Source organism: Rhizobium sp. 2MFCol3.1, assembly GCF_000377565.1.
In the GTDB taxonomy this organism is placed as follows: Bacteria; Pseudomonadota; Alphaproteobacteria; order Rhizobiales; family Rhizobiaceae; genus Rhizobium.
Genome location: NZ_KB898363.1, coordinates 20,078 through 32,314 on the forward strand (window position 1 = coordinate 20,078; position 12,237 = coordinate 32,314).

Annotated in this window: 10 protein-coding genes and 1 other RNA gene; 8 read left to right on the top strand and 3 right to left on the bottom strand. The window is 61.8% G+C overall.

What is annotated here, in order from left to right; all coding sequences use genetic code 11:
* Positions 1 to 15: 15 nt before the first annotated feature.
* Positions 16 to 385, bottom strand: a transfer-messenger RNA (tmRNA) gene (ssrA, locus tag D460_RS35220).
* Between the two features lie 116 nt (positions 386 to 501).
* On the opposite strand from ssrA, the gene D460_RS0119700 reads away from it, so the two are divergent.
* The 5 genes from D460_RS0119700 to D460_RS0119720 all read left to right on the top strand — a co-directional run bounded on the left by D460_RS0119700 (position 502) and on the right by D460_RS0119720 (position 5,805).
* Positions 502 to 1,296 (top strand): thymidylate synthase, encoded by a 795-nt coding sequence (locus tag D460_RS0119700; protein ID WP_018900295.1) that lies wholly within the window; start codon positions 502 to 504, stop codon positions 1,294 to 1,296.
* Between the two features lie 12 nt (positions 1,297 to 1,308).
* On the top strand, positions 1,309 to 1,821 hold the full coding sequence (locus D460_RS0119705) for a dihydrofolate reductase (protein WP_018900296.1): 513 nt from the start codon (positions 1,309 to 1,311) through the stop codon (positions 1,819 to 1,821).
* A gap of 154 nt (positions 1,822 to 1,975) precedes the next feature.
* A complete protein-coding gene (hflK, locus tag D460_RS0119710; protein WP_026283320.1) occupies positions 1,976 to 3,070 on the top strand; it encodes an FtsH protease activity modulator HflK in 1,095 nt (364 codons plus the stop codon).
* Positions 3,071 to 3,073: 3 nt separating this feature from the next.
* Positions 3,074 to 4,018 carry a protease modulator HflC gene (locus D460_RS0119715; protein ID WP_018900299.1) on the top strand — a complete coding sequence of 315 codons (945 nt, stop codon included), beginning with the start codon at positions 3,074 to 3,076 and terminating at the stop codon, positions 4,016 to 4,018.
* A gap of 197 nt (positions 4,019 to 4,215) precedes the next feature.
* Entirely contained in the window at positions 4,216 to 5,805 is a 1,590-nt protein-coding gene (locus D460_RS0119720; RefSeq protein WP_018900300.1) for a DegQ family serine endoprotease, read from the top strand.
* Between the two features lie 67 nt (positions 5,806 to 5,872).
* Here D460_RS0119720 and serB read toward each other — a convergent pair whose 3' ends face one another.
* The gene (gene serB / locus D460_RS0119725) at positions 5,873 to 6,763 is read right to left on the bottom strand and encodes a phosphoserine phosphatase SerB (protein WP_018900301.1); all 891 of its coding nucleotides are present in this window, start codon (positions 6,761 to 6,763) and stop codon (positions 5,873 to 5,875) included.
* Here serB and miaA point away from each other — a divergent pair.
* Entirely contained in the window at positions 6,762 to 7,658 is an 897-nt protein-coding gene (gene miaA / locus D460_RS0119730) for a tRNA (adenosine(37)-N6)-dimethylallyltransferase MiaA (protein ID WP_018900302.1), read from the top strand. The two genes, serB and miaA, sit on opposite strands and share 2 nt — an antisense overlap.
* A gap of 72 nt (positions 7,659 to 7,730) precedes the next feature.
* Positions 7,731 to 7,988 (top strand): hypothetical protein, encoded by a 258-nt coding sequence (locus D460_RS0119735; protein WP_018900303.1) that lies wholly within the window; start codon positions 7,731 to 7,733, stop codon positions 7,986 to 7,988.
* A 4-nt stretch (positions 7,989 to 7,992) separates the two neighbouring features.
* On the opposite strand, the gene D460_RS0119740 is transcribed toward D460_RS0119735, so the two are convergent.
* Positions 7,993 to 10,083, bottom strand: a complete 2,091-nt coding sequence (locus D460_RS0119740) for a DUF87 domain-containing protein (protein ID WP_018900304.1) — start codon at positions 10,081 to 10,083, stop codon at positions 7,993 to 7,995.
* Between the two features lie 341 nt (positions 10,084 to 10,424).
* On the opposite strand from D460_RS0119740, the gene D460_RS0119750 reads away from it, so the two are divergent.
* Complete coding sequence (locus D460_RS0119750) at positions 10,425 to 12,218, top strand: acetolactate synthase 3 large subunit (protein WP_018900305.1); 1,794 nt, start codon at positions 10,425 to 10,427, stop codon at positions 12,216 to 12,218.
* Positions 12,219 to 12,237 lie beyond the last annotated feature (19 nt).

Sequence of the window (12,237 nt, forward strand, 5' to 3'; positions counted from 1 at the left end):
GAGCTTGGGGGAGAAGGTGAAGGCTTCTGTTGCCAGGTGCCTTCGGACCCCGCCTTAAGGTGCGAACCTTCAGGACTTAATTTGAAGTGTCACACCGCGATTAAGCAGCGAGACGAGCTTCCGCATAGTTGTCGTTTGCAACTACAATTTTAGCCCGATAACGGCGGTACAATGCCGAGCAAAAAGACGATCTTTACACCCTTGTCGATCCTGTTTCGCCCCCATCAAAAGCCGGCCATCTCTTTGTAAGGCCGCCGGTTTTTGGTGGAGGCGCCGGGTACCGCCCCCGGGTCCAATAGGCTTATTACACCGCTCATTTATCGCCATAGCCAATCCGAGGACTGGCAAGGCTGATATAGTGTTTTCCTCAGCGCATGGGAAGAGCCATCGTCACAAAAGCATCGTGGTCTTTCAAGGAATCACCGGGAAAAACACGGGGGCGTGATTGGTTTTGCCTGCTGATGGGCTTAAATATGGGAAAAATGGAATCGGCGGCGGGCGATGAAGCAATATCTCGATCTCTTGAACCACGTGATGGAAACCGGAACCGACCGCGGCGACCGGACCGGAACCGGCACGCGTTCGGTGTTCGGCTACCAGATGCGCTTCGATCTGCAGGAGGGCTTTCCCGTCCTCACGACGAAGAAGCTGCATCTGCGCTCGATCATCCATGAACTGCTGTGGTTCCTGAAGGGCGACACCAATATCGCCTATCTCAAGGAACATGGTGTCTCGATCTGGGACGAGTGGGCCGACGAGAACGGCGATCTCGGCCCGGTTTACGGCGCGCAGTGGCGCTCCTGGCCGGCGCCCGATGGCGGGCATATCGACCAGATCGCCAATCTGGTGTCCGGCCTGATCAAAAACCCGAATTCGCGCCGCCATATCGTCTCGGCCTGGAATCCTGCCGAAGTCGACAACATGGCGCTGCCGCCATGCCACTGCCTGTTCCAGTTCTATGTCGCCGACGGCAAGCTGTCGTGCCAGCTCTACCAGCGTTCGGCGGACGTGTTTTTGGGCGTGCCATTCAACATCGCCTCCTACGCGCTGCTGACGATGATGATCGCGCAGGTGACCGGTCTGAAGCTTGGTGATTTCGTGCATACGCTTGGCGACACGCACATCTACCATAACCATTTCGAGCAGGCGAAGCTGCAGCTGACGCGCAAGCCGAAGCCGATGCCGTTCATGCGCATCAATCCCGAGGTGAAAGACATTTTCGGTTTCACCTACGAGGATTTCGAGCTGGTCGGCTATGAGGCCGATGCCAGCATCAAGGCGCCGATCGCGGTGTGATTAAGGGGTTTCATGTCCGATATCCGCAAGACGATCGTGGTTGCCGCTGCGCGCAACGGCATCATCGGCCGTGACGGCGACATGCCATGGCGGCTCTCGACCGATCTGAAGCGGTTCAAGGCGCTGACAACAGGCAAACCCGTGATCATGGGGCGCAAGACCTATGATTCGATCGGGAAACCTTTGCCGGGACGGCCGAACGTGGTGATCTCGCGCTCGACGGTCATCGATCATCCCGATGTCCGCACCGTCACCTCGCTCGACGAGGCGGTGGCTCTGGCCGAGAGGCTGGCGGTGGAAACCGGTGTGGACGAGATCTGCATTGTCGGCGGCGGGCAGATCTACGGCCAGGCGATCGATATCGCTGATCGTCTCTGCGTGACGCATGTCGAGACTGATGTGGATGGCGATACGTCGTTTCCCGCGATCGATCCTGCCATCTGGCGTGCCGGCGAGACCCTTGACGTGCCCGAGGGCGAGAAGGATACCTATCCGACCCGCTACGTCGTTTATGACAGGCGCTGAGCGGCGAAAAGAAACTATTTTCCAATAAACATTGCCAAGTTCCTCATGCTGCGTTGAAAGCCGATGCAGCGATACCTATAACGGTTTCGAACGCGAATATCCGTCGCCCCCGTGGGTTAAGCGATCGCAGAGTGTAACGAACAACGAGGTTTTGATGCCCTGGAGCAATCAGAATGGCGGCGGCGGCCCTTGGGGCGGCGGCGGCGGTGGAGGAAATAATCAGGGACCATGGGGGCAGGGGCCAAACCGTCCACGCGGCGGTGGTGGCGGCGGAAAGGGCGGGCCGCCCGATCTGGAAGACATGATCCGTCGTGGTCAGGACCGGCTGCGCGGCGTCGTGCCCGGCGGGTTCAACACAGGCGTTCTCTTGATCGTCGCGGCTGTCATCGTGGCTTTCTGGCTTTTCCAATGCATTTACATCGTCCAGCCGGACGAGCGTGGCGTGGAACTGCGTTTCGGTAATCCGAAGCAGGAAGTGGCCGCACCGGGCCTGCATTTCCACCTGTGGCCGATGGAAACGGTCGAAATCGTCAAGGTCACGGTCCAGCAGCAGAATATCGGTGCGACGTCGTCTTCGTCGTCGAACGGCCTGATGCTGTCGGGTGACCAGAACATCCTCAACGTCCAGTTCTCGGTGTTCTTCACCGTGACGGACCCGAAGGCTTATCTCTTCAACGTCGAGAACCCGGCAGAAACGCTGCAGCAGGTCGCCGAAAGCGCCATGCGCGAAGTCGTCGGCCGTCGTCCTGCACAGGACGCGTTCCGCGACAATCGTCAGCCGATCGAAACCGAAGTGGCCGCCATCGTGCAGGGCACCATGGATCGCTACAGAAGCGGTATTTCGATCAATGCGATCACCATCCAGGACGTCGCGCCGCCGCGTGAAGTCGCCGATGCCTTCGAAGAAGTGCAGCGTGCCGACCAGGACAAGCAGCGTCTCGTCGAGGAAGCGAACCAGTATGCCAACCAGAAGCTCGGTCAGGCCCGCGGTGACGCGGCGCAGATCCGTGAAGCGGCTGCCGCGTACAAGGATCGCGTCGTGAAGGAAGCGGAAGGTGAGGCGCAGCGCTTCAGTTCCGTCAACGACGAATACACGAAGGCTCCCGAAGTGACCCGCAAGCGTTTGTTCCTGGAAACCATGGAACAGGTGCTGAAGAACTCCAAGAAGGTCATTATCGACGAGAAGCAGGGGGTTGTGCCCTATCTGCCGCTCAACGAAATCGGCAAACCGGCGCAGCAGGGAGGTTGATCCATGACGTCGAATAAACTTCCCATCTTTCTCGTCGTCTTCGCCGTGGTTCTCATGGTGCTCTACTCGTCGATCTTCGTGGTCAACGCGCGCGAGCAGGCGATCGTCGTTCGTTTCGGTCAGATCCAGTCGGTGAAGACCGAGCCCGGCATCTACTTCAAGCTGCCGTTCACCTTCATGGATGCCGATCGCGTACAGATCGTTGAAAAGCAGGCGCTTCGCTTCGATCTCGACAACATCCGCGTGCAGGTTCGCGGCGGCGCGACATTCGATGTCGATGCCTTCGTGATCTACGACATCAAGGACGTTCGCCGTTTCCGCGAAACGGTATCGGGCGATCGCGAATCCGCCGAAGCGCGTCTTCGCACACAGCTCGATTCGTCGCTGCGCCGCGTCTACGGTCTGCGTGATTTCGATGCCGCTCTTTCCGAAGAGCGCGTGGCGATGATGCTCGAGGTGCGCGACGACCTGCACAAGGATGCCGAGGCGCTTGGCCTCAACATCCAGGACGTGCGCATTCGCCGTACGGATCTGACGCGCGAAGTCGCGCCGAAGACCTATGACCGCATGCGCGCCGAGCGTCTTGCCGAAGCCGAACTCCTGCGTGCGCAGGGTGGCGAAGAAGGCCAGCGCCGTCGCGCCATCGCCGACAGACAGGTTGTCGAAATCACCGCCGAAGCGCAGCGTGATTCCGAAATCCTGCGCGGTGAAGGCGAAGCGGAACGCAGCAGGCTGTTCGCCGACGCGTTCAACAAGAACCCCGCGTTCTTCGAGTTCTACCGCTCGATGGCGGCCTACACCACGGCCATGTCCTCGCAGGACACGACGCTGGTACTTTCGCCGGACACGGATTTCTTCCGCTACTTCAACAGCGCGACCGGCCAGCCCGGCCAGGTTCCGTCGGCGGCGCCAAGCCTGCCTGCGGTTCCGGCAGCACCGGCGAACTGATCGCCATCATCTGAAGTTCTATCGGGGCCGGCATCTTGCCGGCCCCTTTATTTTATGGGGATTTTGCCATCGCTCCCGGGCTTCGCGGGCGGCCCACGCAGATTGCACGGGATTTCGCGAAAAGGTGATTTCACCCTCCATCATTACGCCTTATGCTCATGATCAGAGTGCGTTTTTGACACACATGAGGATGCTTGATGGCCCCCACGATCCGCCCGACCTTCAGACGATCGCTCGCGCTTCTGGCCGGGGCAGCAATGCTGGCTAATGTCGGCTTTGCCGGGGTCTCGCAGGCACAGACCACGCCGCCGACCAACGGCCCGGCGTCTGTTGCCGATCTTGCCGAAGGACTGCTCGACGCGGTCGTGAACATCTCGACATCGCAGAACGTCAAGGACGACGAGGGTGCCGGCCCGGCACCGCGCGCTCCCGATGGTTCGCCGTTCCAGGAGTTCTTCAACGACTTCTTCAACAAGCAGAAGGGCAAGCCCGGCGGCAACCACAATGTCAGCTCGCTCGGCTCCGGCTTCGTCATCGATCCGCAGGGCTTCATCGTCACCAACAATCACGTCATCGAAGGCGCCGACGATATCGAGGTGAACTTCGCCGACGGCAGCAAGCTCAAGGCGAAGCTGATCGGCACCGACACCAAGACCGACCTCTCAGTGCTGAAGGTCGAGCCGAAGGCGCCGCTCAAGTTCGTCAAGTTCGGCGATTCCAGCGGCATGCGCATCGGCGACTGGGTGATGGCGATCGGCAACCCGTTCGGCTTCGGTGGATCTGTGACCGTCGGCATCATCTCTGGGCGCGGGCGCAACATCAATGCCGGGCCTTACGACAACTTCATCCAGACGGATGCGGCGATCAACAAGGGCAATTCCGGCGGCCCGCTCTTCAACATGAAGGGGGAGGTGATCGGGATCAATACGGCGATCATTTCGCCGAGCGGCGGCTCGATCGGCATCGGCTTCTCGGTACCGTCGGAACTTGCAGCCGGCGTCGTGCAGCAGCTGCGCGAATTCGGCGAGACGCGTCGCGGCTGGCTCGGCGTGCGCATCCAGCCTGTCACCGACGATGTGGCCGACAGCCTTGGCCTCTCCAGCGCCAGGGGCGCTCTGGTCGCTGGCGTCATCAAGGGCGGCCCTGTCGATGACGGCTCGATCAAGGCCGGCGACGTGATCCTGAAATTCGACGGCAAGGCCGTCAACGAGATGCGCGACCTGCCGCGCGTGGTGGCTGAAAGCCCCGTGGGCAAGGCAGTCGATGTCGTTGTGCTGCGCGATGGCAAGGAGCAGACCGTCAAGGTGACGCTCGGCCGTCTCGAAGACAGCGATCAGGCGGCGGCGGACAGTTCCGACAGCAACGGCGGCGTGATAAATCCTGACCCGCAGGAAAACCAGGACATGGATCAGCCGGACGGCGATCAGGCCCAGCCGATGCCTGACGGCAAGGGCAAGCCCGCGCAGCCGGCGCCTGAGGTCGGTGATGCGAAGGATGTGCTCGGCCTGTCGCTATCGGCGCTCAATGCGGATAATCGCAAGAGCTTCGGGATTGCCGAGAGCGTCGACGGCGTTCTCGTCTCGGAGGTCAAGCCGGGCTCGCTGGCGGCCGAAAAGGGGCTGAAGGCCGGCGACGTGATCGTCGAAGTGGCGCAGGAATTCATGCGCTCGCCAGAGACCGTCGTCGCCAAGGTGCAGTCGCTGAAGCAGGAAGGCCGCCGCAACGCGCAGATGATGATCGCCTCGGCAAACGGCGACCTCCGGTTTGTCGCCGTGCCGATGGAGTAGGATGGGGCGGTCAGCCTATCTGGCTATGAATATCTGAAAGCCGGACCCCAGTGGTCCGGTTTCTGCTTTATACCGTCACGAAATCCGTCTTGCGGTAGCCCTGGATGTAGAGAAGGGCACTGAGGTCGGCGTGGTTGATCTGAATTTTCGCTTCAGCGGCGACGGCGGGTTTGGCGTGGAGGGCGACGCCGGCGCCGGCGAGATGCAGCATGCCGAGATCGTTGGCGCCGTCTCCAACGGCCATCGCCTCGTCAGGGGAGATGCCGAGCTTCTTCGAGATATCTTCCAGCGCATCGACCTTCGCCTGCTTGCCGAGGATCGGTTCGGCGACGAAGCCGGTGAGGTGGCCGTTTTCTTCGAGCAGGATGTTTGCGCGGTTTTCGTCGAAGCCGAGCGTTGCAGCGATGCGGCTGGTGAAGACGGTGAAGCCGCCGGAGACGAGGGCGGTATAATAGCCCTTCGCCTTCATCGTTGCGATCAGTTCCATACCGCCCGGCGTCAGCGTGATCCGCTTGGCGATCACTTCGTCGACAACCGAGATCGGCAGGCCTCTCAGGAGCGCCACGCGTTCGCGCAGGGCGGGCTCAAAAGCGATCTCGCCGTTCATGGCGCGGGCCGTGATCGCGGCCACCTTGTCCTTGAGGCCGACTTCGGCCGCCAGTTCGTCGATGCATTCCTGGCCGATCATGGTCGAATCCATGTCGGCGATCAGAAGCTTCTTGCGGCGTGTGTCCTGGTCCTGGATGACGAGATCGATCGGGGCGCCGGCGATGACGGATGTTATCGCGGCGTGCGCGGCCTTCGCGTCGGTGCCGTCGCGCAGCGCGATATCGCAGGCTACTCCGTCGGCCAGCCAGTAGAGACCGGATGCCTTGGCAGCGTCCGCGGCCTTCTCGGCGATGGCGGCTGTCAGAACAGGATTTGACGGATTGGCAACAAGCGTGGCAACGAGAGCCATGATGGAAAACCTTCTGAACGCAATGGACGCGATCCTGATAACCGGGCCGACGGCCAGCGGCAAGTCCGCGCTGGCCGTCGAACTCGCGAAACGTCACGATGGCGTCGTCATCAATGCCGACAGCATGCAGGTCTACGACACGTTGCGGGTGCTGACGGCGCGTCCCTCGGACGAGGATATGGAGGGCGTGCCGCATTATCTCTACGGCCACGTGCCTGCCGCAACCGCCTATTCGACCGGCGCCTGGCTGCGCGATGTCACCGCACTTCTGCCGCAACTGCGGGCGGATGGACGCCTGCCTGTCTTCGTCGGCGGAACGGGGCTGTATTTCAAGGCGCTGACCGGTGGTCTCTCCAATATGCCCGCGATCCCCGAGGAGATCCGCACGCGGCTCAGGGCGCGGCTGATCGAGGAAGGGGGCGCGGTGCTGCATGCGGAGCTTGCGGCGCGCGACGCTGATGTGGCGGCGGCGCTCAATCCGCAGGATGGTCAGCGGATTGTTCGGGCGCTGGAGGTGTTGGAGGTGACGGGACGGTCGATCGCCGAGCTGCAGGGGCGGTCCGGTCCCATGGTGGTCGATCCGGACAGGGCGCGGAAGATCGTTGTGCTGCCGGAGCGCGCGGTGCTGCACGACCGCATCAACCGGCGTTTCGAGCTTATGCTGGCTGAGGGTGCCGCTGACGAGGTGAGGGCGCTCCTGGCGTTGTCGCCGGCGCCCGAGATGCCCGTGATGAAAGCCATCGGCGTTTCGCAGATCGCGGCCATGCTTGATGGCGCCATGTCGCGCGAGGATGTGCTCGAAAAAGGTGCGGCTGCGACGCGGCAATATGCCAAACGGCAGATGACGTGGTTTCGCAACCAGATGGACGAGAGCTGGGAGCGGCTAGCACCTTGATGGAATGATGGGCGCAAGTTTCGCGCCAGGGTTGCTATCTAAGCAGTCATGAGGATCAAGCTGGGGGACCTCATGAACAACTTTCTCTTCAAGGCGCTTGCGTCGATCAACGCGATTCTCGCGGTCATTATTCTTGCCGGCTCGACAATTTCCGCCGGTGCCGCAGCGGCGGCTCAGGGCGGGCCGGGAATGTTCGTCATCGGCGCGCTGTTCGGTGCGATCGGCGGTATCGTGGCGGCATCGCTGGTCTGCGGAACGATTGCCTTTCTGACGCTGGTCGAGCGGCATCTCAGCGTGCTTGCCGCTTCAGCCAAGTCGAGCAACGCTTAAGGTCTCAATCCTTGTCGTAGAGGCTGCTCAACGGCTTTTTCAGGATGCTTTCGCGCAGCGACACGCCGGGTTCGCGACGGATGCTTGTCGGCTGAGCCTGAGGGTCGGCGGGACGTGGGGCGGGGTTTTGTTCGCCGCGCATTTCGCGTCGCAGCGCTTCGAGGCGGCTGTCGATCGAGGTGTCGGCGGCGACGCCGAAGGATTCGCGCGATGATCTCGGCGGTGTTGCCGGCTCGCGCGATACCGGGGCTGATGGCAGCATGTCGCGGCGGTAGGGTTCGATCGGGGCGAGCGGCGGGGTGATCGGGATCGGCGCCGGGATGATCGGCGGATAGACGTCGGCCGCGAAGACCTGGTTGTAGTCCGCGTCTTCCTCTTCCCCGAGGTCGAGGCCGGCGTTCTTGACGCTTTGCTGGAAGGCGGAGATGTCGGGGCCGCTCACCGCGCGCATGCGGGTGACGATCTTGCGCAGGTCGACGTTATCGGGATCTTCCTCGGTGAACTTCGGCGTGGCGCCATTGGCCTTCGGCAGCAGGTCCTCGCTGACGCGGGAGAAGCGCATGCGCATCGGCACGCTGATCGCCTCACCGAAGGCGATGGCTTCGCCGTTGCCGATCGAGGAGATGAAGCTTGTCGTCGAGATCGACGAGTTCGGGATGGCTGAGCGAATGATTTCCTGGTCGCGATCGTTGGCAAGGCGCATGGCAAACAGCGTCGAGCACTGCGACAGGATGGTCTGGTCGAGTTCGCCCGGGCGCTGCGTGATGATGCCGAGCGAGACGCCGTATTTGCGTCCTTCCTTGGCGATGCGGGCGATCGCCTGACGCGTCGGGAAGAAGCCGAGCGTGGGGTCCGACGGAATGTAGCGGTGCGCTTCTTCACAGACGACCAGCATGTGGATGGCGCCATCGCTCCACAGCGCGATTTCGAATGCCATACGGCACAGCACCGAGGCCACGGAATTGACGACCTCGGAGGGGATGCCGGAGAGCTGGAAGGTGCAGATCGGCTTGTTGTCGCCGGGCACGCGGAAGATCTCGGCCACCGTCTCCATGATCGTATCGGAGATCGTGTTGTTGGAGAACATGAAGTGGTAGCGCGGGTCGTTGATTGCGGCGATGATGCGCATCTTCAGCGAGCGCAGGAACGGCTTTTCGCCGCGCCCTTCCAGCCGGCCGATGCGCTCGTCGATCAGCGCCAGGAGGTCCGCCATGCGGTAGGGGACCGGGGTATCGGCGGTGATCGAGCTTTTTTCGGTGGTGCGGCGAACCAGCGAATTGTCGCTGCCGCGGAAGGCGCGCTTGGCTTCCGGCAGGATGTCACGCAGCATGTCGAGCTCTTCCGGCACCGGTGTGCGGCCGCGGAACACCACTTCAGCGAATTCTTCCAGGCGCATCAGCCAGAACGGAAGGTCGAGCGTATCCGTATCGACGACGACGGAGTGCTTGGGGAAGGCGGCGGCGAATTCGTTGTGCGGGTCGAGGATCAGCACGCGCAGCTTCGGGTCGGCCTCAATCGCCTTGTGAAGCAGCAGCGACACGGCCGTCGACTTGCCGACACCGGTGGAGCCGACGATGGCGAAGTGTTTCGACAGCATGGAGGGGACGTGGATCGACGCGTCGATGCTGTCGTCCTGCGTCAACTTGCCGATGACGGCGGTGGTTCCCGTTCCGGCGTCATAGATGCGCATCAGGTCGGCGGAGCGGATGCGGTGCGCGACGGCGCCGAGATAGGGGTAGCGCGAGATGCCGGTCGAGAATTGCTCCGTGCCGTCCTCGTCGACACGGACTTCGCCGAGCAGCTCGGTCTCGATCTTGAAATAGTTGTCCTCGCCTTCGCCCCAGGCATGCGTGCCCGTGTTCATGGAATAGACGAGCGCCACGACGCGGTTGCGGCCGACCGTGATCGAGATCAGGCGGCCGACGGACCAGAGTTCGGTGAGATCGGTGCCGCCTGCTTCGGCGACGGCTGCGATGGTGGCGCGGGACCCGCTGCACGCGACAACGCGGCCGAGGAAACGGTTTCCCGGCGCTAGTACATCGCGGCGGTCATGCTCGCCCGCGCTGCCTGACGTCTGCAAGTCGTTGTTCTGCAAAGGGCTACTCCCTGAGATTGCAGGGCAGGATAAAAGGGAACGTTTAATAAACCCTTTGCCGCAAGGGCTTCTGCGGCCATGTTTATTACCGACAGCGCATGCTCGGCTTTTTATTGCTTTAAGCGTTGACGCTGCGAAATTTTCTGTCTATCACTTCCGGCCATGAAGATAGCAGCAATTCTTATTGTGGTGGGACAGCGCATGGGCAGGATGGTGTAACCATCCGGCGATAGCCACCCATGCGCTAGACAACAGGCTCCCCAAGGGGCCTTTTTTTATGCCTGAAATTCAGGCTCGCCGCCAAGACCTTCAAATCCCAGCAGTCAAAATGGAACAAAAACATGACGGGCACGGACAATCAGACGGACGAAAACAGGATGACAGGCGCGGAAATCGTTATCCGAGCGCTCAAGGACAATGGTGTCGAACACCTGTTCGGCTATCCCGGCGGCGCCGTGCTTCCGATCTATGACGAGATCTTCCAGCAGGACGACATCAAGCACATCCTCGTTCGCCACGAGCAGGGCGCCGGCCACGCGGCCGAAGGTTATGCCCGCTCCACCGGCAAGGTCGGCGTCATGCTCGTCACGTCAGGTCCGGGCGCCACGAACGCGGTGACGCCGCTGCAGGACGCGCTGATGGATTCGATCCCGCTCGTCTGCCTCTCCGGCCAGGTTCCGACGTCGCTGATCGGCTCCGACGCCTTCCAGGAAGCCGATACCGTCGGCATCACGCGCCCCTGCACCAAGCACAACTGGCTGGTCAAGGACGTCAACGATCTGGCGGCGATCATTCATGAGGCCTTCCGCATCGCGCAGTCGGGCCGTCCGGGGCCCGTTCTGGTCGATATTCCGAAGGACGTCCAGTTCGCCACCGGCACCTACACGCCGCCGGCCGCCCACGCGATCCAGAAGAGCTACCAGCCGAAGGTTCAGGGCGATCTGAACCAGATCCAGGCGGCGATCGAGCTGATGTCGAAGGCGCGTCGTCCGATCATCTATTCCGGCGGCGGCGTCATCAATTCCGGGCCTGAAGCTTCCAAGCTGCTGCGCGAGCTGGTCGAGCTCACCGATTTCCCGATCACCTCGACGCTGATGGGCCTCGGCGCCTATCCGGCATCCGGCAAGAACTGGCTGAAGATGCTCGGCATGCACGGCTCCTACGAGGCGAACATGGCGATGCATGATTGCGACGTCATGGTCTGCATCGGCGCCCGCTTCGACGACCGCATCACCGGCCGTCTCAACGCGTTCTCGCCGAACTCGAAGAAGATCCACATCGACATCGATCCGTCGTCGATCAACAAGAACGTCCGCGTCGATGTTCCCATCCGCGGCGACGTCGGCAATATCCTGGAAGACATGGTTCGCCTGTGGCGTGCCCTGCCGAAGAAGCCGGAGAAGAGCCAGATCGCCGATTGGTGGTCGGACATCACCCGCTGGCGCGCGCGCAACTCGTTTGCCTACACGCAGAACAACGACGTGATCATGCCGCAATATGCGCTGGAGCGTCTCTATGCGCTGACCAAGGATCGCGACACCTTCATCACGACCGAAGTCGGTCAGCACCAGATGTGGGCGGCGCAGTTCTACGGTTTCGAGAAGCCGAACTGCTGGATGACCTCGGGTGGCCTGGGAACGATGGGCTACGGCCTGCCGGCAGCCCTCGGCGTGCAGATCGCGCATCCGGAAAGCCTCGTCATCGACATTGCCGGCGACGCATCGATCCAGATGTGCATCCAAGAAATGTCGGCGGCGATCCAGTATGAAGCGCCGATCAAGATCTTCATCATGAACAACCAGTACATGGGCATGGTTCGCCAGTGGCAGCAGCTGCTGCACGGCAACCGCCTGTCCAACTCCTACACGGAAGCGATGCCCGATTTCGTCAAGCTGGCGGAGGCCTATGGCGCCGTTGGCCTGCGCTGCGAAAAGCCAGGCGATCTCGACGCGACCATCCAGGAGATGATCGACGTCAAGAAGCCTGTCATCTTCGATTGCCGCGTCGCCAATCTCGCCAACTGCTTCCCGATGATCCCATCGGGCAAGGCACATAACGAGATGCTTTTGCCGGACGAAGCCACCGACGAGGCCGTTGCCAACGCCATCGACGCCAAGGGGCGTGCGCTGGTTTGAGATAAGGTAGAGGAACCTA

Coding starts and splice junctions, on each gene's coding strand:
- D460_RS0119700 (WP_018900295.1), top strand. CDS start 502: ATGAAGCAATATCTCGATCTCTTGAACCACGTGATGGAAACCGGAACC.
- D460_RS0119705 (WP_018900296.1), top strand. CDS start 1,309: ATGTCCGATATCCGCAAGACGATCGTGGTTGCCGCTGCGCGCAACGGC.
- hflK (WP_026283320.1), top strand. CDS start 1,976: ATGCCCTGGAGCAATCAGAATGGCGGCGGCGGCCCTTGGGGCGGCGGC.
- D460_RS0119715 (WP_018900299.1), top strand. CDS start 3,074: ATGACGTCGAATAAACTTCCCATCTTTCTCGTCGTCTTCGCCGTGGTT.
- D460_RS0119720 (WP_018900300.1), top strand. CDS start 4,216: ATGGCCCCCACGATCCGCCCGACCTTCAGACGATCGCTCGCGCTTCTG.
- miaA (WP_018900302.1), top strand. CDS start 6,762: ATGATGGAAAACCTTCTGAACGCAATGGACGCGATCCTGATAACCGGG.
- serB (WP_018900301.1), bottom strand. CDS start 6,763: ATGGCTCTCGTTGCCACGCTTGTTGCCAATCCGTCAAATCCTGTTCTG.
- D460_RS0119735 (WP_018900303.1), top strand. CDS start 7,731: ATGAACAACTTTCTCTTCAAGGCGCTTGCGTCGATCAACGCGATTCTC.
- D460_RS0119750 (WP_018900305.1), top strand. CDS start 10,425: ATGACGGGCACGGACAATCAGACGGACGAAAACAGGATGACAGGCGCG.